Origin of the sequence: Shewanella sp. KT0246, from assembly GCF_019654955.1 — a bacterium.
Classification (GTDB): domain Bacteria; phylum Pseudomonadota; class Gammaproteobacteria; order Enterobacterales; family Shewanellaceae; genus Shewanella; species Shewanella goraebulensis.
Window position 1 is genome coordinate 38,767 of sequence record NZ_BPEV01000025.1, and the last position, 21,078, is coordinate 59,844.

Genomic DNA, 21,078 nt, shown 5'->3' on the forward strand with positions numbered 1-21,078 from the left:
ATTAAAACCCATGTTAATACTGAATAAGTACAGGTTAAAACGGTTTTTAAAGGAGTATAAAAATGTGCCAAGATTGTGGATGTTCATTAACGGATCACTCAAGCCTGCATTCGAATCCTCAACTGAACGATACTAAAACCTTATCCGTCATTCATAAAATATTGGATAAGAATGATCATGAAGCGCAACATAATCGCGAGCACTTTGAAGCGAATAACGTCCGTGCATTTAATCTTATGAGTAGCCCTGGTAGTGGCAAAACAACACTGCTTGAACATCTACACGAATACTTACCTAAAAAGTACGCTGTGATTGAAGGCGACCTAGAAACATCAAGAGATGCCGATAGGCTGATTGCTAAGGGCATTGAAGCCTATCAAGTACAAACAGGCTCAGCTTGTCACTTAGATGCCTTTATGGTGCATCAAGCGCTACATCACATCGATTTGAAACCTATTGATGTTTGTTTTGTAGAAAATGTCGGTAATTTAGTGTGTCCTGCCAGTTATGATGTAGGTACCCACCACAACATCGTTTTATTATCTGTCCCTGAAGGCGATGACAAAATTGAAAAATATCCGGTCATGTTTCGCCGTGCTGATTTAGTCCTGATTACAAAAATGGATTTAGCTGAACATTTCGATTTCTCCTTGGTTGAATGTCGAAAACAACTTGAGAAGTTAAACCCTGAAGTCACCTTAATACCCGTTTCAGTTAAAGACCCGCAGTCAATTACTGCGGTCGCAAACTGGATTCAGAAACACCAAGGGGAAAAGTGATATGTGTTTATCTGTTCCTTCTCAAGTTACTGAGCTACACGAAGACGCCACTGTTACCGTCAATACATTAGGCGTTAAAAGACGTGTGAGTAGTCATCTTATGACAGAACCTTTAGCCATTGGCGACTTTGTTCTTATTCACATCGGTTTTGTTATGAATAAAATTGATAAAGATGAAGCCAATTTAAGCCTAGAACTCTATAAGGAAATTGTGGAAAAACTCGAGCTTGAGGAGCAGGTTTAATGGAACTTACTGACTTATACCAACAATTCAGGAACCCAGACACAATAAGGGCTTTGTCTGAGTCGATTAATAAGTTGGCTTCCGATATTAAGTCAAATATTAATATTATGGAAGTGTGTGGCGGACATACCCACACGATTATGAAATATGGGCTTAATCAACTTCTGCCAAATAATATCAAATTTATTCACGGGCCAGGTTGCCCTGTATGTATTATGCCAAAAGAGCGAATAGACCATGCAGCTACCCTAGCCCAACTCCCCGATGTCATCTTGCTGACATTAGGCGACATGATCAGAGTGCCCGGCTCTAAAGGTAATCTTGCTAAGTTTCGTGCCAAAGGGGCTGATATTAGACCGCTTTACGATCCAATGGATGCCTTAACTATTGCTAAAGATAACCCAGACAAAAAAGTTATCTTTTTTGCGATAGGTTTTGAAACATCAACCCCCATGACAGCAGTACTGATTGACCAGGCTGAAAAACAACAAATAAACAACTTACTATTTCACATTAATCATGTATTAGTGCCACCAGCCATTGACGCTGTAATGGCTGATACCAATAGTAAAGTTAATGCCTTTATAGGTCCGGCTCATGTCAGTGTGATAAGTGGCGCTAAAATTTACAGGCCAGCAGTCGAAAAATACCAAACTCCTGTCGTCGTATCTGGATTTGAACCAGTAGATGTAATGGAGTCCATTCTTCGTATTGTTCAACAAAAACATGCTGACATTGCTGAACTTGATATTCAATACAGCCGCGCTGTCACAGAAGAAGGCAACTTGACAGCGCAAGCGTTAATTGATCAATACCTCACGATTAGAGATACCTTTAGATGGCGAGGATTAGGTCCTATTCCCAATTCAGCCTTAAAGTTGAAAGATAAATTTGCTCACCGCGACGCTGAAATCATCTATATGACTAACCTACCCACTGCTGAAATTGACGATCATAAAGCCTGTCAATGCGGCGATATCCTAAGAGGCCTATCGAGTCCTCCTGATTGTAAAGTGTTTGGCCGTGGTTGCAGTCCTGAAACCCCTTTAGGTAGTTGTATGGTGAGTTCAGAAGGTGCGTGTAACGCTTATTATCGATATGCAGGAGTAAACCATGTCCATCCATAAATTTAAACAAGTGCAACTCAGTCATGGTGGTGGCGGCAAAGAAATGAATAGCCTGATTAACGAAATGTTCTTTAAGGCATTTTCTAACCCTATTCTAAGCTCACAAGAAGATGCTGCGCATATACAACTATCTGGTGCAACAGCCTTTACTACAGATTCATTTACCGTAGAACCTTTATTTTTTGCTGGTGGCAATATTGGCAAGTTGGCCATTGCTGGCACAGTCAATGATCTCGCTATGATGGGTGCAATTCCTGAATATCTAAGTTGTAGTTTTATCATTGAAGAAGGTTTTGCAATAAAAGACTTACAAACCATCGTCACCAGTATGGCCGATGAAATGCAATTCAGCGGCACGCACATTGTGTGTGGTGATACTAAAGTGGTCCCTAAAGGCTGCGCAGATGGGATATTCATCAATACATCAGGCGTTGGCAAAATTATAAAACAGAATATCTCGGTTAAGAACTTACAAACAGATGACGTCATAATTGTATCAAGAGATATCGGAAGACACGGAGCTGCAATTTTAATGGCACGCGATAGCTTATCGTTAGATTCTGAATTAACCAGTGATTGCGCCACATTATGGCCAATCGTCGAGCAATTAATCGCAGCCAATATTGATATCCATGCCATGCGCGATGCCACTCGTGGGGGCTTATCTGCGGTATTGAACGAATGGGCTAGCGCATCCGATGTTGGAATTAATGTTGATGAAAAAGCAGTTCCTGTTTCTTCTGAGGTACAAGGCCTTTGCGAACTCTACGGATTTGAACCTTTTGATTTAGCCAATGAAGGGACATTTATTATCGCCCTACCTCGAGCAGCCGCAGACAAAGCATTAGAAATAATGACTCAATATTGTCATTGCGATCAAGCAGCGATCATCGGCTATGTAACTGAAGAACACAACGGCAAAGTTATTTTGAATACTCCTTGGGGTAGTAGTCGTTATTTAGACATTCCTCAAGGTGAACTACTGCCAAGGATTTGCTAATGCATGAGTACTCAATTGTTATGTCTTTAATGGAGCAAATAGAGCAATTAGCTAGAGATAATAACGCAACTGAAATTGTCAGAGTTGATATCAAGGTCGGTGTATTGAGTGGTGTAGAACCACATTTACTACAAAATGCATTTGATACTTTTAAGCTTGAAACCGTTTGCCATCAAGCCGTATTAAATATGCAGCTGCAACCATTAGTGATTGAGTGTCGACATTGCCAAGTTCGCTCACAATTAACTGAGCGAAATGTCATCTGCCCAAATTGTAAAAGTCATGATACCCGGGTTATTGACGGTGAGGACATGATGTTGATGCAGCTAGAAATGAATGCAAACTGAGTTTAGAACAGTAAATTTTAACCAGCTTAAACTTTAAAACAAGCATAGAACGAGTGTCATTAAGAAACACAGATTACGATTTGTAAGATCAAAACAATTTATCAATAAACTATTTTTTACAAAAGGAAACCATCATGAAAGCAAAACTAACAGCACTACTATTAGCCGCAGCCCCAACACTCGCATTCGCACATGAAGGTCACGGTGGTGTTGGCTTATTTCATCACATGTACGAATTGGCGCCTGCAATTGCATTGGTGGCAATTGTGGCCTTTATCTTCTATAAAAAATCAAAGTAATATGCGTAAATTAAAACGTAAAATAAATAAAGCCCTCAAGTGAGGGCTTTATTTATTGTGTCTATTTTACTTTGTAATGCTGTTCGAAATGGTCAGTTAAGCTTTTAATGCCGTATCTATCATCACTTGTGCTTGACTGATAATCTCACTCAAATGTGTTTCACTGATAAAGCTTTCAGCATAAATTTTAAATAATGCTTCAGTACCCGATGGTCGCGCTGCAAACCAGCCATTTTCTGTAGTCACTTTAATGCCACCAATTGCAGCATTATTACCTGGTGCATGAGATAAAATGGCTGTGATATTTTCACCTGCTAATGTTTTGTCTGCAAAACTATCTGACGATAACTTTTCAAACTTGGCTTTTTTCTTCAAGTTGATTGGACTATCGATTCTGGTATAAAAGCTCTCACCGAATTGCTCTGTCAGTTCAACATACCTTTGTGCAGGAGTTTTACCTGTAACTGCTAAAATCTCTGCGGCAAGTAACGCTAATATAAAGCCATCTTTGTCGGTACACCAAGTGCTGCCATCTTTATTTAGAAACGCAGCGCCTGCACTTTCTTCACCACCAAAAGCAATTGAACTATCAGCTAAACCTTCCACAAACCATTTAAAACCAACAGGAACTTCTAAGCATTGGCGATCATGAGACTGACAAATTCTATCTATGATTGCACTAGACACTAAGGTTTTACCTATCGATAAATCAACTGACCAGTCTTTACGGTAAGTGAGTAAATAATCAATGGCGACTGCTAAGTAATGATTTGGGTTCATTAAGCCAAAACCTGGACAAACAATACCATGACGGTCGTAGTCAGGATCATTACCCACACAAATGTCGAAATTTTCGCTGTGAGCAAGCAAACCAGCCATTGCATAAGGAGACGAACAATCCATTCTGATTTTTCCGTCTTTATCTAAAGTCATAAACCCAAATGATGGATCGACTTTGTCATTCACAAGAGTAATGTCTAAACCATGTTGTTTCGCAATATGCGACCAATAATAAATTCCTGAACCGCCTAGCGGATCAACACCTATTTTGATGTTTGCTTTTGCTATCGCTTCTAAATCAATAACATTTGAAAGTGACTTAACATAAGGAGCGATAAAATCGACTTCATCAATCCAACCAGAATCAACCGCCACGCCATAATTGACTTTTTGTACGCCAGATAATTGATTAATTAAATATTGGTTGGCATTGGCTTCGATTTGTTTTGTAATCTCAGCTTCTGCTGGGCCGCCGTGAGGAGGATTATATTTAATTCCACCATCTTGAGGTGGATTATGAGAAGGGGTAATAATCAATCCATCTGTTAATGAGACAATATTAGTAGCGCTATTTGCTTCACCATTTACTGCAGTATTTGCTGCAATAATGGCTTGAGACACGACAGGCGTCGGGGTAAAACCATCATTTTTCTGAACTTTAACCGCGACTTGATTGGCAGTTAGCACTTCAAGTACCGACATGTAAGCCGCATAAGATAGAGCATGAGTATCAAAACCAACAATCATAGGCCCTGTGATACCCGCTTGCTGACGATAATCTACAACAGCTTGTGTAATTGCCCAAATATGGTTTTGGTTAAAACTTGCTTTTAACGAACTGCCGCGATGTCCAGATGTACCAAAAGTCACCTTTTGCAGGACATCTTCAACGTTGGGAGTAATGCGATAATAGTGACTCATCAATTTTGGTAAATTGATCAAATCCGTTTGTAATGCCACCTTTCCAGCTCGATTGTGAATCGCCACGCTTACTCTCCCTATTAAAATTTAAATCCTTTCAGCTATCGATTTTGCCAGATCTTCATTACAGCCTAATTGCAATAACACTTCTGATAAAATCGTGCGCTTTTTAGCAGTATTATTATTGGTAGTTACCCAATAACCGCTATCTCCAATTTCCTTTGGATTAGCCGATTGACTAGCCGATAAAAGTTCAGCTTTTGAACGGGCAAAATACAAACGACCACGGCCCTGAATTTTTAAAATTTGGTCAAAAGTCGCTGGCGTTAATACTGATAGTGATTCCAGTAAGAACATAAAGCGCCCTACTGCCCCTTTTTGTTGAGACAACATATGCTCGTGAACAACATCTTTAAAGTTCGCCGCTGTAATCTCTGTTGCTTGATCAAGTTCAGTAACTTCAGTTTCAACAACGTCGTTATGTTCAGCTTGGTTTGGCTCTTCTACAACTTCATCAGTTGCAGTTTCGTGGGCAGTTTCTAAACTTGGATGACTAATAGCAAGAGGTTCCGCTGGCTCAGCAGTGACAACAGAGAGGTCTAGCAATCGACGTAAAATATCTGATGCGCTTTCGCCAATACGTTCCGTTTTACTTGCAATATAACGATAGAGTTCTTCGTCTACCTCAATATATTTCATATTAGTCTGCTTCCTTTGGTCTTTGAACGAATACCGCCTAATGCTTGTAATTCTTTATATTCTACTGTCAAACAGTTGATATTGAATGTTGGCGGTTTAAAGATCGATTTTGATCGATCAAAATATTACTCACAGTCTACCCATGTGTCGCATTAGGTTAAAGAGCAAAAGTCACTAAATCTTTCAATTATAGCTAATTTCATTAAATCATTTGACTGGTGGATTGATAAATGAACATAAGTTCTAAGGATAATTAGCGCCTCCTATTGAAATCATATCTATTTTGAAGGCAAAATCACCGCCTCATTGATTATGATAACGGAAAACAAGCCATGCATTATGTCTCTTCTGGCGAAGGCCAACCGGTAATTTTAATTCACGGATTATTTGGAAATCTAGATAACCTTAAAAACCTTGCCAATGCACTAGAAGAAAATCACCAAGTTATCCGTGTTGATTTACCTAACCATGGTAAAAGTATGCACTGGCAGCATATGGACTATCCTAGCCTTGCAGATGAATGCGTTAAACTATTACACAAACTAAATTTAACCGAGGCTCATTTTGTTGGGCATTCCATGGGCGGCAAAGTCGCTATGGCATTAGCGTTAATCCATCCAGAAATGGTTACCAGTCTCGTCGTTGCAGATATAGCACCCGTAGCATACAGCCCACGCCACCAAAAAGTATTTGCAGGATTAACTAGCATGCCAATGGAGCAAGTTTCATCACGTAAATTTGCACTTGATCATCTCACCAATGCAGACATTGATATTGGCACATCACAATTTTTATTAAAAAATTTACAACGAACCGATAATGGATTTGAGTGGAAAATGAACCTTGAAGGTCTCATTGAAAACTACTCACACATTATTGGCTGGGACATACCAGATTCTGTCTACCCAAAGCCATGCTTTTTCATCCGCGGTGGAGAGTCAGAATATGTTTTAGCTGAACATTCCAATGCGATAATGAAACAATTTCCAAAGGTCAGCGCCAAAACAATTAATGGCACAGGTCATTGGTTACATGCACAAAAGCCAGAAATATTTAATCGTCTTGTCGTTGAGTTTATCAATAAGCAATCAAGTTAACTCTTGTTACATTTAATTAAACAAACCAACTACGTAAATTTTAAAAAATGAACTAAGCAGATATAGCCCACGTATCTTCATTGTGGTATATTCCCGCCCTCTTTTAGCCTTAAAAGTAAAACTGAAGGTAAAAACATGTTGAATCAATACATGGATCAAATTGAGACTCTCGGTCTAAACTTGTTTTTTGCTTTAATTTTTTTCTTTATCGGCATGGCGATTCACGATGTACTCAAACAAGGCAAAGTGCCTAAGTTTGGTCGATATATCGTTTGGTTAGTATTATTCCTTGGCTGTGCCGGGTTTGTAGCAAAAGGTATTATTCAGATGACCTGGGAAGGCTCAGGCATCGGTTAAACAAAACGATGGCAAAAGAATCAACAGACAGAACAACGATTGACCTGTTTGCTTCTGAAAAACGTCGTGGACGTCCAAGAAGCAATCCCTTAAGTCGGGAACAACAGCTAAAAATCAATAAGCGTAACCAGATCCAACGGGATCGCGCTAATGGATTAAAACGAATAGAGTTAAAGGTGTCACAAGTTTTGTATGACGCCTTGAACGAACAAGCATTGGCCAGTAACATCAGCCGTAGCCAGTTAATCGAATTAATCCTGCAACAACAAATCGACAACTGAACCATATTTTATAATTCGCAAAGCGAACTAGATATTTAAAGGATAGCAAATGGCAACTGTAGGTCTTTTTTTCGGTAGTGACACTGGTAACACCGAGGCTGTAGCCAAAATGATCCAGAAGAAACTGGGTAAGCAATTGGTTGATGTAAAAGACATCGCCAAGAGCACTAAAGAGCAAATCGCTGAATTCGATTTAATTCTATTCGGTATCCCAACTTGGTATTACGGTGAAGCACAATGTGATTGGGATGATTTTTTCCCAGAACTTGAGCAAGTAGACTTTACCGACAAGTTAGTCGCGATTTTTGGTTGTGGTGACCAAGAAGATTATGCCGAATACTTCCTTGATGCTATGGGCATGGTTGGTGACATTGTTTCTGCACGTGGTGGCATAATTATTGGCCATTGGCCAACAGAAGGTTACGACTTTGAAGCTTCTAAAGGCTTAGTTGATGATAAGCACTTTATTGGCTTAGGTATCGATGAAGATCGTCAACCAGAACTAACAGAAGAGCGTGTAGACGCTTGGGTTAAGCAAATTTACGAAGAAATGTGCTTAGCAGAGTTAGAAGACTAATATTTTGTCAGTGTTCTACTTTAAGTAGCACTAGCAAATAATAAAAAGCGGCATTAGCCGCTTTTTTTGAATCTGTATTTTACAAGGTTTAATCGAGCTGCTCTTGGCATACCGTTAATTTCGCTAGCATCGTTTATAAATATCATCCTGTAGAGGCAAAGCCAAATGGCATCTGAAACACCAACTATATCTTCATTTCATTCACCACATTGGGATATATTCTGTGTTGTTGTTGATAATTATGGCGACATAGGCGTAACTTGGCGCCTTGCTAAACAATTGGCTGCTGAATATCAAATTGACATCAATCTATGGGTTGATGACCTTAATAGCTTTTCACATATTTTACCTGAGCTTGATAAATCAGTAGCTCAGCAACGCTTTCATAATGTGAATATATTTAAATGGAATCAACCTCTAGATATAAATTATGATCCTGGAGCCGTATTAATCGAGGCCTTTGCCTGTGAATTACCATCACAGGTTACTTCATTAATCGGCGAGTTGCATCAAAAGCATAAAGCAAAAGAAAGTATTACTAAGCCACCTGTTTGGTTAAATTTAGAATACTTGTCAGCTGAAGATTGGGTTGATGGATGTCATGGCCTACCTTCTATGCAAGCGAGCGGAATTAAAAAACATTTTTATTTCCCGGGGTTTACAGCAAAAAGTGGCGGCCTTATATGTGAATCTACATTGTTTAAACTGCGTGACGAATGGCAATCTAATACCAATAACAAAGTAGCATTGTTTAAAAAACTTGGATTAACAGGTATCACAGCAAAAGATTTTGTCATTAGTGTGTTTAGTTATGAAACCACTGCACTAACCGCACTATGCAAACATTGGATTCAGTGTAATTCAATCACAAATAAAACATCACCTGTAAGCAAACGTATTCATGCTTTATTCCCTATGGGTAAAAGCTTAAGCAGTATTCTTGATTTGCTAAACGTACCACTTCAAGCAATAAAAACTGGACAACAGTTTTGTTTAGGAAACTTAGTCATTCATATATTACCAATGACAGATCAAACTCAGTTCGACCGACTGCTATGGAGTTGCGATTTCAATATTGTTCGAGGTGAAGATTCATTTCTACGAGCGCAATGGGCTGCAAAACCCTTTATTTGGCACATATACCCCCAAGAAGATGATTATCATCTAGTAAAATTACAGGCTTTTGTTAATATCTACAGCCAGAAACTTGAAAATGATGTCGCAAATACTTGGTCTAAAACCAATTTTGCTTTCAATCAACAAGACTCCAATGTTGTAGAGCATTGGCAACAACTCATTTCAGCCCAATCGACTCTTGAGCAACATGCTAAACATTGGCCGATTGACGCTAAAAAGGATGCAGATCTCGCTTCTCGACTGGTTGAATTTGTAAAAACCAGCTAAGATACTGCGCAATTAAAAATTAATACCTAAAATATAGGAATAAAGTAATGAAAACTGCTCATGAACTCCGTCCTGGTAACGTGATCATGTTAGATGGCAGCCCATGGGTTGTTCAGAAAACTGAAACAACTCGCTCTGGCCGTAACGCTGCAATCGTTAAGATGAAGCTTAAAAACGTTCTTCAAGATTCTACCACTGAAACCACCTTTAAAGGTGAGGACAAAATGGAAGATATCATCCTAGAACGTCTTGCATGTACTTATTCTTACTATGCTGATCCTATGTATGTATTCATGGATGCAGAGTACAACCAATACGATGTTGAAGCTGACAACTTAGGTGATGCTGGTGCTTATATCGTTGACGGTATGGAAGAGGAATGTTCAGTTACTTTCTATGAAGGTAAAGCGATTTCTGTTGAACTGCCTGTCACAATCGTACGTGAAGTAACTTACACTGAGCCTGCAGCTCGTGGTGATACTTCAGGTAAAGTAATGAAGCCTGCAACCATTACTGGTGGCGGTACAGTTACTGTTGCTGAATTCGTAAAAATTGGCGACAAAATCGAAATCGATACTCGTACAAACGAATTCAAAAAACGCGTTTAATTTACGCTTTTATTATCGCAACAGCGAAATTGTTAAAAACCAGCATATGCTGGTTTTTTTATTGTTTTTAATTGCTTAAATAAAATTAATCAGCAAAAGTGACTTGTACTTAAAATAACAACCACATAAGCATCAAAACCTAAATCGCCCCATCACAGCAGCACAAATAACCACCAAGTGTTACTTCAAAAACCCGCGACAGAATAAAACCCTAAAATAAGCACAAAAACTGCTAAATAAACCTTTTAACTGCGCTACAAATTCGTTATTGTTCGCAGACTTAAGTCGTATTAGTAATGTTGAGGCAAGTATGCGCCCTATAATCAAATCCAATAAACTCGATAGCGTTTGCTATGATATCCGTGGTCCTGTGCATAAAGAAGCACGTCGCTTAGAAGATGAAGGCCACCGAATTTTGAAACTGAATATCGGTAACCCTGCCCCATTTGGATTTGAAGCACCTGAAGAAATTGTTCGTGATGTCATTTTAAATTTACCAAGTGCACAAGGTTATTGCGAATCAAAAGGACTATTCTCGGCCCGTAAAGCGATTGTGCAGCATTATCAAGCCCAAGGTATTCACGGTATTGATATTGAAGATGTGTATATTGGTAACGGCGCTTCAGAGCTTATTTGTATGGCGCTACAAGGTTTACTTAACACTGATGATGAAGTATTGATACCCTCGCCTGATTACCCTTTATGGACTGCTGCGGCAAACCTTGCTGGTGGTAAAGCTGTGCATTACCGCTGCGATGAAGAATCAGACTGGTTTCCAGATTTAGAAGATATAAAAAGTAAAATTACACCACGTACGCGCGGCATAGTGATTATTAACCCTAATAACCCGACGGGTGCGGTTTACAGTAAAGAATTATTGCTAGACGTGATTGAACTTTGTCGACAACACGACATCATTTTATTTGCAGATGAGATATACGATAAGATTTTATACGATGATGCTGTACACACCCATGCAGCGTCGTTATCTGACGATATTTTAACAGTCACCTTTAATGGTTTATCAAAAGCGTATCGCGCTGCGGGTTTCCGTGTGGGTTGGATGGTTCTCAGCGGTAATTTAAAATCTGCTGCTAATTATATTGAAGGCTTGGACATGTTGGCTTCAATGCGTTTGTGCTCAAACGTACCTAACCAACACGCGATTCAAACCGCTTTAGGTGGCTATCAGAGTATTAATGAGTTGATCCTTCCTAACGGTCGTTTAACCGCTCAACGTGACGTGTGTTTCGATGCCCTAAATAGTATCCCTGGTGTCAGTGTTAAAAAACCAAAAGGTGCCTTATACGCTTTTCCTAAACTGGATATGAACAAATTCAATTTACGCGATGATGAGCGTTTGGTGCTAGATTTACTCAAATCTCAAAAAATTCTACTGGTTCAAGGCACTGCTTTTAATTGGCCAGAACCTGATCATGTGCGTGTGGTCTTTTTACCGCACAAAGAAGATTTATCAAAAGCGTTAACGGACTTTGGTAACTTCTTAGAAGATTATTCTCAATAGCGTTTAAAGCCTAATGGAATATTCATTCAACAAAAAAGCCACTGAGTTCAGTGGCTTTTTTGTTGATGCCGATACAATTTATTCACTTACAGCAATGGGCTAAACAGGTAAAAAACTTGCTCAATGACACGTTTATACATTGGCCGTTGCTCCCATTCTTCGACTGTCAAAATATCTGAATCATCCATGTAGCTTTGTAGCAATAACCCCAACCTAGCAGCAAACTTCACATCATCAACGGCCAAAGTTAATTCAAAATTAAGCCATAAACTACGCATATCCATATTAACGGTGCCAATAAGACAGTGTTCATCATCTATCAAAATAGATTTTGTATGCAGTAAGCCGCCTTTAAATTGGTGAATCACCACACCTGCATTTAATAACTCGGTAAAAAATGAGCTACTTGCCCACTTAACCATGGTTGAATCATTTTTACGGGGAATAATGATATTCACATCAACACCACGTAAAGAAGCTGTCACCAACGCATCTAATAGCTGTTCACTGGGCACAAAATACGGTGTTGTAATTACTATCTTATGCTGCGCTTGATATAAGCTTTGCAAAAGTACCTGATGGATGACTTCTTCAGGCATGCCTGGACCAGAAGGAATAGTTTGAACTAATGACGATGTATCAGAGCAATGCGCTTCTGGTGGCATAGCTGGCATAATTCGCTGATTGGTTTCAACTTCCCAATCCCATGCGCTTACGGTATTCATTACTGGTACTACAGGGCCAGTAATTCTAACCATCATATCAATCCACTCACCTACGCCATCTGATTGTTTAAAACATTTAGGATCAACTAAATTCATTGAGCCTGTGTAGCCAATGGTGTTATCGATAACCACTATTTTACGATGTAATCTTAAATCCATTCTGCGAAAGAACATTCTTAATGGACTAACAATTAATGCTGCTACAACATTAATTCCAGCAGACTTCATATCCGCTGGCCAATGAGATTTAAAAAATTGACGACTTCCTGCAGCGTCTAATAACAGTTTAATTGCAACACCACGTTTAGCTGCATTAATTAAAGCTAATGCTACTTCATCAGCTAAGCCACCTGGATGCCATATATAAAACTCAATATCTATCGAAGTTTTAGCAGCATTAATATCGTCAATTATTGAGTTTAGAATTTGTTCTGGAGTGTGTTGCAGCACCAATTCATTGGCCATTAATGAAGGGATGTTTAATTGCACATCACATAGTTTACTAATAGAACGCGCATATTCACTTTGGCGTTTAGGCTGATGTGCATTGTGATGATATAGGGCAGAAAACCATTCGGCATAAGGTTTATACATGCCTTTAGAGCGACTAGAACGAGCTTTACCAAGGTGTAACTCACCGAACAGCATGTATGCTATAACACCGACAAAAGGTAAAAAATAAATAATCAACAACCAAGAAAATGAAACGCCCACGCTACGTCTCTTAATCACAATACGTGTAGCAACCCCACCCAATATTAACCAATAAAGGAAAACACCAAGCACTGCCATAATCTGGGTTATTTGATCCATAGGTATTTGATTCGTCCTAAGCTTTATAGTGAATAAGCGATGAATAAATAGTAAAGTCTGATTGTACTGAATAATCCATCGAACGTCATAATTAGCGTCATTCGTGAAATAGTTTTAATGTTGTGCGTAAAAAAATAACTTTAGTAAAAAACTATGCTATAGATAACAATTTTTAAGAGGTTATTTTGCAGATCAAACGATATAAGTACCCTTTTATCTTGTTGCTGCTTAGTGGATTACTGTTGGCTTATAACAGCATAATTTCAAATTTTAATGGTGAGCCTGAGGTAATGATGAGTGAACAACCGCCTTTTTTTGTATCGCAATGTTCTTCGTCATCTAACTCAGTCGCGATTGATCGTAACGGAATGTTAAATATTGCCGTTTGGAATATCTACAAACAAAAAAAGGTCGATTGGCAGCCTGTCTTAACAAATCTAACTAAACATAATGATCTTGTGTTACTACAAGAAGCCAAGCTAAATCGAACTTTCAAACAGTATCTTGAAGATAATCAATTTCATGTGCTCATGGCCAAAGGCTTTAAGTTAATGAATGTGCCAATGGGCGTGATGAATCTGTCTACAGAACCTGCTAATGAGGCTTGTGCATATCAAACTACCGAACCGTTAATTCGTTTTGCTAAGTCAACCTTAGTGAGCCGTTACCCGCTATCTTCTGGCGAGCAACTATTAGTAATTAATTTACACGGAGTCAATTTTGATGTTCGCTTAACAAGTTTCGAAGCACAGTTTAAGCAAATACTACACAAAGTCACCATACACCGTGGACCTGTGATCTTAGCGGGTGATTTCAATACATGGCGCGACGGAAGACTAGATATTGTAAAGCAATTGGCTCATGGATTAAGGCTTGAAGAAGCTCAATACAAAGTCGATTTTAGGAAACGTGTATTTGGCTTGCCATTAGACCACCTTTATTATCGCGGTTTAACCTTAATCGATGCTAACTCTGATAAAACTACCGCATCCGATCACAATCCAATTCAAACCCAATTTAAACTAAAGTAATGGCAGTTTCTGATCTACAGCTGCCATTATCCATGAAGCTTTTAGTCCAGTTCTATTGAGCAACAGCTTTAAATTGCATTATCAATCAAAAAACTTTGAAGCATATTAAGCGTGATTCACTACAAGTAAATCGGTAAAAGTCTTCTTCACGATCTTGCTCACCGACAAATGCCATCAAAGCTTTTTTATCTGTCCCTTTTACTAACTCTCTAATTTGCACTAACCGCTCAATAAACTTGGTTAATACATTGGTTTGCCAGCCTTGAGTATTGATTTCGACAAAATAGGGTCTAAGGTTTTTTTTCTTACCTTCACTTTCTTGCCACCAACCAGCAGATAGCTTAATTTTTATTTTATCATCACTAATTTCAGGTTTATCCCAAGACAAGGTACTAAAAAATATCTTTGTTTCAGCTTGCTCAGTCTGAAAACGAAATTTTTGCTTACCAATGGGATTACTAATCTTTTGAAAAACCTCTTGATAATGATTACCACTGATACCTTCGAAGGTTAATTGGCGATCACGATCAAACGGGAAATTAAAATATTGGTCAACTATGGTTTGAAATGAACTGGTGAGATAGTTACGTTTTTCTTTCTTTTGACTGGAACTTGAAGCTGTTAACCGTCCTGCTTGAAATTCTCTTTGCTCATTGTTTACCAACACATCAACAGGTTTAATTGTTCTGGCAGACACAAGATTAAAACGGTTAGGATAAGCTAAAGGAAAACCTTCATCCGTTGATATACGGCTAGTCTTGGCTTGCTCACGTATTTTCGAGGTTGCTTTAGCATAGCAATTTGTTTGATGTTCAGTATTTTTACCCGTTTTAAAGTATGGCTTACGTAAGTTGACCGCTTTTTTATAAGAGCAAGGAATTAAACTCACGCCGCATTCGTCACATTCAAAGCTATAGGATTTCACATTGTCTAATAAATACAAATCTTCATTTGTAATCAGTTTATTTAGCTCAACACAACGGGCATCATCCATCTTGGTACTCTTCTAATAATCCAATAAGTTAGAGTAAAACTAAGCAATTCCAATATCAAATTTTAGTTATAAAATATTGAATAAAAACAAATTGATTATATGGCGATTCAAGATTAACTAAAGTAATGTTATAGCTATACAAGTATTAATACATTCCGTATTCAGCGAGTATCGACTCACTAGGGGGCGCAAATGAAACCAAGTACATTTATGGCATGGATCACCCGTATGCCACTTCTCGAACGCTGGGCGTTAATGCATTGTTTTCAAAAAGAGAATGTTTCAGAACATTGCCATCAAGTTGCAGTAATAGCCCATTTATTAGTTGTGATTAACAATAAACGCTTTGGCGGCAATTTAAATCCTGAAAAAGCCGCAACTATCGCGCTATACCATGAAGTATCAGAAACCAAACTTCAGGATATTAATTCAAATACTAAGTATCACAGCCCTGAATTTACTAAAGCATTTAAAAAACTTGAAGATTTAGCTGAAAAAGAATGTTTAGCGTCACTACCTGCTGATTTACGTGAGGAAATGGAGTCTTTACTGGTTCAATCCGAAGTTGATCCAGAGTACAAAGCGATTGTAAAAGCTGCTGACATATTACAAGCCTATGTAAAAACGATGAATGAGCTAAGGTTTAACAACGATGAATTTCATCATGTTAAAGACAACCTTGATAAAAAGCTTAACGAAATACAGCAACAATTACCCGAGGTAAAATGCTTCATTGATATCTTCTTAGATAGCTGTACTTCTACATTGGATAAATTAACTGAAAACGATCCCCATATTTAATGACTAGTTACTGAAACCCAGTTAGCAGCCTTTGATAAAGGAACTAAAATGCCAGATACGATTTCTTATAAAAAAACTGAACATGAACTAATCCAAAATCCATGGCATGACAGACGTTTAGGGGAGGATAAGCTAAGACGTAATGATCATCGTAGCCCTTTTCAACGTGACCGTGCTCGAATTTTGCATTCTGCTGCATTCAGACGTTTACAGGCTAAAACTCAAGTTCACGGTATTGGCATGAATGACTTTTTTAGAACAAGGCTAACCCACTCATTGGAAGTATCTCAAATCGGCACTGGCATTGCTGCTCAGCTAAAGCGTAAATACAATGAAATCAATTCTCTACTAGACTCAATGAGTTTAATAGAATCCTTATGCTTAGCTCATGACATAGGCCATCCACCTTTCGGTCATGGCGGTGAAGTCGCGCTTAATTACATGATGCGCAATCACGGTGGATTTGAAGGTAACGGACAAACCTTTCGTATTCTCGCAAGACTTGAACCCTATACTGAGTATTGGGGAATGAACTTAACTCGACGTACTTTATTAGGGATCCTTAAGTACCCTGCTCTATATAACAAATTGCATGTTGATTTAGGTCAACAAGAAATTAAAAACCATCGGCAACTGAAACCCTCTGAGTGGCCGCCAGTTAAAAGTTTGTTCAATGATGATAAAGATATTTATGACTGGGTTTTAGCAAGTTTATCAACAAGTGATCGTAATCGATTTGTAAGCTCCAAACCTAGTCCTACTGATACATATCCGCATCATCGAACACAATTTAAATCATTCGATTGCTCTATTATGGAGCTCGCAGACGATATTGCTTACGCAGTACACGATTTAGAAGACGCCATAGTCATGGGGATTGTCACTCCAGCTCAATGGCAGCGTGATGTTGCTATGCATTTATCAGAAAGTGAAGACCAATGGCTAAGTAATGAATTTAAAACCATTGCAGATAAACTGTTTTCCCATCAGCATCACTTACGAAAAGATGCAATCGGAACCTTAGTAAACGGATTTGTTACCGACATCATTATTACCGAAGACCAGAAATTTGAAGAGCCACTACTGAGATACAATGCAGCACTACAACCTGCTTTTGCTGATGCATTGGATACCCTTAAAAAATTCGTGTTTAAGTATGTAATTCGCAAACCTGAAATACAAATGCTCGAATACAAAGGACAACAAATCGTGATGGAGTTGTTCGAAGCTTTTGAGTCAGATCCGCTGCGATTATTACCGCTTAATACTCAAGAGCGGTGGCAACACGCTAAAGACAATAATTTAAACGAGATGCGCATCATCGCAGATTATATTTCGGGAATGACAGATGAATTTGCAGGCCGCTTACATCAACAACTATTTGGTCCTAAATCTGCTGGAATATTTGAGATAAGCTTAGAGAGATAGTAACTCTTAGACTCACAAGGCATAAGGGTAAAAGTAAGAGCAAATTAGTTACACCAACAACTACTTACAACTAGTAATAACCACAAGTGCTTACAACATGAGGTAAAGTGAAGCGATATCGCTTCACTTTATTCTTACTACATCACAGTAAACCACGTAATAATTAATTTAGCTCCTAAACTACCCTTGTTCTACTTTCAGTTGATTTAACTGTAATCAAACTTTAAACAACCTGATTTAAGTTTAATATGTGATCAACACGATAATTACCTGTCTAACATCGTAATAAAATTACCAATAACACCCAAAGCGTGCAGTTGATCACGACAATAATGCCTCCAAAGAGGTAATTTTATAACGAAGATTAAGAATTCTTGTAGATAAACAAACTAATGAACTCACATATAAGAGTCGTTACCTAAAGCTGTTTAGTTTAGTTAACTATTTTTTAAGGAAGTGATTATGACTGTCACCAATACAGAGCAACTTAACCAACTTGTTGACCGAGTCGCTAAAGCGCAAAAAGAATTTGCTAACTTCAGCCAAGAACAAGTCGACAAAATATTTCGAGCCGCTGCACTTGCTGCCACTGACGCACGAATTTCACTTGCTAAGATGGCTGCATCTGAAACAAATATGGGTTTATTAGAAGACAAAGTCATTAAGAATCACTTTGCATCTGAATACATCTATAACAAATACAAAGATGATAAAACCTGCGGAATTATCGGCGAGGATGTGACTTTTGGTACCATCACAATTGCTGAACCTGTTGGAATTATTTGCGGGATTGTACCGACTACAAACCCAACATCGACAGCCATTTTCAAAGCATTAATCAGCCTTAAAACCCGTAATGGTATCATCTTCTCACCGCACCCTCGGGCAAAGCAATCAACGACAACAGCTGCAAGAATCGTGCTTGAAGCTGCAATTGAAGCTGGTGCCCCTAAAGATATTATTGGTTGGATTGATGAGCCATCGGTTGCTCTGTCTAATCAATTAATGACTCATGAAAAAATCAACTTAATCCTCGCCACTGGTGGGCCTGGTATGGTTAAAGCTGCGTACTCATCAGGTAAACCAGCTATTGGCGTTGGCGCAGGTAATACACCAATTGTGATTGATGAAACCGCTGATATTAAACGTGCAGTCAGTTCAATATTAATGTCAAAGACATTTGATTACGGTGTCGTGTGCGCATCTGAGCAAGCAGTCGTAGTCGTTGACAGCATTTACGAGCAAGTGAAAGAACGTTTTGCAACTCATGGCGGTTACATGTTGTCAGTTGCAGAAACTCAAGCAATGCAAGATGTAATACTTAAAAATGGCAACTTAAACGCTGACATTGTAGGACAAAGTGCAGCGACAATCGCTGCAATGGCCGGGATTGATGTACCTAGCTGGACCAAAGTATTGATCGGGGAAGTAACAGAGATTAGTGATGCAGAAGCCTTTGCACACGAAAAACTTTCACCTTTGTTAGGAATGTATCGTGCAACTGACTTCAATAATGCAATGGATAAAGCTGAAGCTTTAGTCACTCTGGGTGGTATTGGCCATACGTCAGGTTTGTACACAGACCAAGATGGACAAAGTGAGCGTGTTAAAGCCTTTGGTTTTAGAATGAAAACTGCCCGTATCTTAATTAATACTCCTGCATCTCAAGGTGGTATTGGTGACTTATATAACTTCAAGTTAGCGCCATCATTAACCTTAGGTTGCGGCTCTTGGGGTGGTAATTCAATCTCAGAAAATGTTGGACCAAGTCATTTAATCAATAAGAAAACTGTCGCTAAAAGGGCTGAGAATATGTTGTGGCATAAACTTCCATCATCTATTTATTTCCGTCGTGGCAGTTTACCGATTGCACTTGAAGAGCTAGAAACTAAAAAACGTGCGCTAATTGTTACTGACAAATACCTATTTAATAATGGATATTGCGACGAAACAATCAAGATTCTAAAAGCTCAAGGTTTAGAAACTGAAGTCTTTTACGAAGTAGAAGCCGACCCTACCTTAGCTATCGTAAAACAAGGGGCTAAAGTCGCTCAAAGCTTCCAACCTGATGTCATTATCGCATTAGGCGGCGGTTCACCAATGGATGCCGCAAAAATTATTTGGGTGTTATACGAGCATCCTGAAGTTGACTTTGCTGACTTAGCACTACGATTTATGGACATTCGTAAACGTATCTATAAATTCCCAAAACTTGGTGTTAAAGCTCAAATGGTTGCAATACCAACAACATCTGGTACAGGTTCAGAAGTCACCCCTTTTGCGGTTGTTACTGATGAAGTCACTGGTATGAAGTACCCTATTGCTGATTATCAGTTAACACCAAACATCGCCATCGTTGATCCTAACCTTGTGATGGATATGCCTAAATCATTAACGGCATTTGGTGGTATTGATGCTGTCACTCACGCACTCGAAGCATACGTCAGTGTCATGGCTAACGAGTTTAGCGATGGTCAAGCACTACAAGCATTAGACCTATTGGTGGAGTATTTACCAGCGGCTTATGAGCAAGGCGCAAATGCTCCAGTTGCACGAGAAAAAGTGCACAATGGCGCTACGATTGCGGGTATTGCATTTGCCAATGCTTTCTTAGGGATTTGTCATTCACTGGCCCATAAACTAGGCGCTGAATTCCACTTGGCTCATGGTTTAGCTAATGCACTATTAATCAGTAATGTTATTAGATTTAATGCCACTGATATGCCAACCAAGCAAGCATCATTTAGCCAATATGACCGCCCTAAAGCATTGTGCCGTTACGCAACGATTGCTGAGCATTTGAAAATTGATGGCGTGGACACTGCCAATACGGATAATGAAAAAGTCGAGTTGTTAATTGCTAAAATTGATCAACTTAAATCTGTCGTGGGGATCCCAGCATCTATTCAAGAAGCTGGTGTTAACGAAGCCGATTTCTTAGCCAAGTTAGATGAATTAGCAGAACACGCATTTGATGATCAATGTACTGGCGCTAACCCGCGTTACCCATTAATTAGAGAGCTTAAACAAATCTTATTAGACAGCTTTTACGGTACCGAATATCAAGACAAGTAAGCTGACTAATCATCTTATTGAGTCATAAATTAATGATGTCCGTTTTGAAACGCTAATCATTCTTCTGAATTGATTAGCGTTTTTTCACTAAAACAAACTCCTAATGAACACCGCTACCTTAGGTTTGAATAGATCCTAGCAAAGATGTAGTTGTAAATAAGCCGTT

At 38.8% G+C, this 21,078-nt stretch carries 21 protein-coding genes; 17 read left to right on the plus strand and 4 right to left on the minus strand.

Going from position 1 to position 21,078, the window contains the following annotated elements; genetic code table 11:
* Positions 1-62: 62 nt before the first annotated feature.
* From hypB to K5Q58_RS13580, 6 genes are all read left to right on the plus strand, one after another.
* Positions 63-779: a hydrogenase nickel incorporation protein HypB gene (hypB, locus tag K5Q58_RS13555; RefSeq protein ID WP_220754456.1), complete on the plus strand. Its 717-nt coding sequence runs from the start codon at positions 63-65 to the stop codon at positions 777-779.
* A 1-nt stretch (position 780) separates the two neighbouring features.
* Positions 781-1,023 carry a HypC/HybG/HupF family hydrogenase formation chaperone gene (locus K5Q58_RS13560; protein WP_220754457.1) on the plus strand — a complete coding sequence of 81 codons (243 nt, stop codon included), beginning with the start codon at positions 781-783 and terminating at the stop codon, positions 1,021-1,023.
* Entirely contained in the window at positions 1,023-2,150 is a 1,128-nt protein-coding gene (gene hypD, locus K5Q58_RS13565) for a hydrogenase formation protein HypD (protein ID WP_220754458.1), read from the plus strand. The genes K5Q58_RS13560 and hypD overlap by 1 nt, the downstream gene beginning before the upstream one ends.
* A complete protein-coding gene (gene hypE / locus K5Q58_RS13570) occupies positions 2,137-3,150 on the plus strand; it encodes a hydrogenase expression/formation protein HypE (protein ID WP_220754459.1) in 1,014 nt (337 codons plus the stop codon). Before hypD ends, hypE begins: the two co-directional genes overlap by 14 nt.
* A complete protein-coding gene (hypA, locus tag K5Q58_RS13575; protein ID WP_220754460.1) occupies positions 3,150-3,497 on the plus strand; it encodes a hydrogenase maturation nickel metallochaperone HypA in 348 nt (115 codons plus the stop codon). Before hypE ends, hypA begins: the two co-directional genes overlap by 1 nt.
* Before the next feature lie 134 nt (positions 3,498-3,631).
* Entirely contained in the window at positions 3,632-3,796 is a 165-nt protein-coding gene (locus K5Q58_RS13580) for a hypothetical protein (protein ID WP_220754461.1), read from the plus strand.
* A 96-nt stretch (positions 3,797-3,892) separates the two neighbouring features.
* Here K5Q58_RS13580 and pgm read toward each other — a convergent pair whose 3' ends face one another.
* Both pgm and seqA read right to left on the minus strand, forming a co-directional pair.
* Positions 3,893-5,563, minus strand: a complete 1,671-nt coding sequence (gene pgm / locus K5Q58_RS13585) for a phosphoglucomutase (alpha-D-glucose-1,6-bisphosphate-dependent) (protein ID WP_220754462.1) — start codon at positions 5,561-5,563, stop codon at positions 3,893-3,895.
* Positions 5,564-5,584: 21 nt separating this feature from the next.
* Positions 5,585-6,196, minus strand: a complete 612-nt coding sequence (gene seqA / locus K5Q58_RS13590; RefSeq protein ID WP_220754463.1) for a replication initiation negative regulator SeqA — start codon at positions 6,194-6,196, stop codon at positions 5,585-5,587.
* A 332-nt stretch (positions 6,197-6,528) separates the two neighbouring features.
* On the opposite strand from seqA, the gene K5Q58_RS13595 reads away from it, so the two are divergent.
* The 7 genes from K5Q58_RS13595 (at position 6,529) to K5Q58_RS13625 (ending at position 12,045) form a co-directional block, all read left to right on the plus strand.
* Entirely contained in the window at positions 6,529-7,293 is a 765-nt protein-coding gene (locus tag K5Q58_RS13595) for an alpha/beta fold hydrolase (RefSeq protein ID WP_220754464.1), read from the plus strand.
* Between the two features lie 135 nt (positions 7,294-7,428).
* Entirely contained in the window at positions 7,429-7,650 is a 222-nt protein-coding gene (locus tag K5Q58_RS13600; protein ID WP_102527253.1) for a DUF2788 domain-containing protein, read from the plus strand.
* Positions 7,651-7,658: 8 nt separating this feature from the next.
* The gene (gene ybfE / locus K5Q58_RS13605) at positions 7,659-7,931 is read left to right on the plus strand and encodes a LexA regulated protein (RefSeq protein WP_055023987.1); all 273 of its coding nucleotides are present in this window, start codon (positions 7,659-7,661) and stop codon (positions 7,929-7,931) included.
* Between the two features lie 49 nt (positions 7,932-7,980).
* Positions 7,981-8,508: a flavodoxin FldA gene (gene fldA, locus K5Q58_RS13610; RefSeq protein WP_220754465.1), complete on the plus strand. Its 528-nt coding sequence runs from the start codon at positions 7,981-7,983 to the stop codon at positions 8,506-8,508.
* A gap of 165 nt (positions 8,509-8,673) precedes the next feature.
* Entirely contained in the window at positions 8,674-9,912 is a 1,239-nt protein-coding gene (gene earP / locus K5Q58_RS13615; RefSeq protein WP_220754466.1) for an elongation factor P maturation arginine rhamnosyltransferase EarP, read from the plus strand.
* Between the two features lie 47 nt (positions 9,913-9,959).
* A complete protein-coding gene (gene efp, locus K5Q58_RS13620) occupies positions 9,960-10,520 on the plus strand; it encodes an elongation factor P (RefSeq protein ID WP_220754467.1) in 561 nt (186 codons plus the stop codon).
* A gap of 310 nt (positions 10,521-10,830) precedes the next feature.
* Positions 10,831-12,045 carry a pyridoxal phosphate-dependent aminotransferase gene (locus K5Q58_RS13625; RefSeq protein WP_220754468.1) on the plus strand — a complete coding sequence of 405 codons (1,215 nt, stop codon included), beginning with the start codon at positions 10,831-10,833 and terminating at the stop codon, positions 12,043-12,045.
* A gap of 86 nt (positions 12,046-12,131) precedes the next feature.
* Here the strand turns inward: K5Q58_RS13625 and cls are convergent, their stop codons facing one another.
* Entirely contained in the window at positions 12,132-13,583 is a 1,452-nt protein-coding gene (cls, locus tag K5Q58_RS13630; protein WP_220754469.1) for a cardiolipin synthase, read from the minus strand.
* Positions 13,584-13,804: 221 nt separating this feature from the next.
* Between cls and K5Q58_RS13635 the strand changes: the two genes are divergently transcribed.
* On the plus strand, positions 13,805-14,614 hold the full coding sequence (locus K5Q58_RS13635) for an endonuclease/exonuclease/phosphatase family protein (RefSeq protein ID WP_374758506.1): 810 nt from the start codon (positions 13,805-13,807) through the stop codon (positions 14,612-14,614).
* Positions 14,615-14,699: 85 nt separating this feature from the next.
* Here the strand turns inward: K5Q58_RS13635 and K5Q58_RS13640 are convergent, their stop codons facing one another.
* Entirely contained in the window at positions 14,700-15,608 is a 909-nt protein-coding gene (locus tag K5Q58_RS13640) for a hypothetical protein (protein WP_220754470.1), read from the minus strand.
* Between the two features lie 192 nt (positions 15,609-15,800).
* Here K5Q58_RS13640 and yfbR point away from each other — a divergent pair, with 192 nt between their 5' ends.
* From yfbR to adhE, 3 genes are all read left to right on the plus strand, one after another.
* Positions 15,801-16,409 carry a 5'-deoxynucleotidase gene (yfbR, locus tag K5Q58_RS13645; protein WP_220754471.1) on the plus strand — a complete coding sequence of 203 codons (609 nt, stop codon included), beginning with the start codon at positions 15,801-15,803 and terminating at the stop codon, positions 16,407-16,409.
* A gap of 48 nt (positions 16,410-16,457) precedes the next feature.
* Complete coding sequence (locus K5Q58_RS13650) at positions 16,458-17,837, plus strand: anti-phage deoxyguanosine triphosphatase (protein WP_220754472.1); 1,380 nt, start codon at positions 16,458-16,460, stop codon at positions 17,835-17,837.
* A gap of 462 nt (positions 17,838-18,299) precedes the next feature.
* Positions 18,300-20,912, plus strand: a complete 2,613-nt coding sequence (gene adhE, locus K5Q58_RS13655) for a bifunctional acetaldehyde-CoA/alcohol dehydrogenase (RefSeq protein WP_220754473.1) — start codon at positions 18,300-18,302, stop codon at positions 20,910-20,912.
* The last annotated feature ends 166 nt before the right edge of the window (positions 20,913-21,078 follow it).

Bases quoted from the DNA above. Each gene is read 5' to 3' on its own strand.
- hypB (WP_220754456.1), top strand. From the start codon at position 63: ATGTGCCAAGATTGTGGATGTTCATTAACGGATCACTCAAGCCTGCAT.
- K5Q58_RS13560 (WP_220754457.1), top strand. From the start codon at position 781: ATGTGTTTATCTGTTCCTTCTCAAGTTACTGAGCTACACGAAGACGCC.
- hypD (WP_220754458.1), top strand. From the start codon at position 1,023: ATGGAACTTACTGACTTATACCAACAATTCAGGAACCCAGACACAATA.
- hypE (WP_220754459.1), top strand. From the start codon at position 2,137: ATGTCCATCCATAAATTTAAACAAGTGCAACTCAGTCATGGTGGTGGC.
- hypA (WP_220754460.1), top strand. From the start codon at position 3,150: ATGCATGAGTACTCAATTGTTATGTCTTTAATGGAGCAAATAGAGCAA.
- K5Q58_RS13580 (WP_220754461.1), top strand. From the start codon at position 3,632: ATGAAAGCAAAACTAACAGCACTACTATTAGCCGCAGCCCCAACACTC.
- seqA (WP_220754463.1), bottom strand. From the start codon at position 6,196: ATGAAATATATTGAGGTAGACGAAGAACTCTATCGTTATATTGCAAGT.
- K5Q58_RS13595 (WP_220754464.1), top strand. From the start codon at position 6,529: ATGCATTATGTCTCTTCTGGCGAAGGCCAACCGGTAATTTTAATTCAC.
- K5Q58_RS13600 (WP_102527253.1), top strand. From the start codon at position 7,429: ATGTTGAATCAATACATGGATCAAATTGAGACTCTCGGTCTAAACTTG.
- ybfE (WP_055023987.1), top strand. From the start codon at position 7,659: ATGGCAAAAGAATCAACAGACAGAACAACGATTGACCTGTTTGCTTCT.
- fldA (WP_220754465.1), top strand. From the start codon at position 7,981: ATGGCAACTGTAGGTCTTTTTTTCGGTAGTGACACTGGTAACACCGAG.
- earP (WP_220754466.1), top strand. From the start codon at position 8,674: ATGGCATCTGAAACACCAACTATATCTTCATTTCATTCACCACATTGG.
- efp (WP_220754467.1), top strand. From the start codon at position 9,960: ATGAAAACTGCTCATGAACTCCGTCCTGGTAACGTGATCATGTTAGAT.
- K5Q58_RS13625 (WP_220754468.1), top strand. From the start codon at position 10,831: ATGCGCCCTATAATCAAATCCAATAAACTCGATAGCGTTTGCTATGAT.
- cls (WP_220754469.1), bottom strand. From the start codon at position 13,583: ATGGATCAAATAACCCAGATTATGGCAGTGCTTGGTGTTTTCCTTTAT.
- K5Q58_RS13640 (WP_220754470.1), bottom strand. From the start codon at position 15,608: ATGGATGATGCCCGTTGTGTTGAGCTAAATAAACTGATTACAAATGAA.
- yfbR (WP_220754471.1), top strand. From the start codon at position 15,801: ATGAAACCAAGTACATTTATGGCATGGATCACCCGTATGCCACTTCTC.
- K5Q58_RS13650 (WP_220754472.1), top strand. From the start codon at position 16,458: ATGCCAGATACGATTTCTTATAAAAAAACTGAACATGAACTAATCCAA.
- adhE (WP_220754473.1), top strand. From the start codon at position 18,300: ATGACTGTCACCAATACAGAGCAACTTAACCAACTTGTTGACCGAGTC.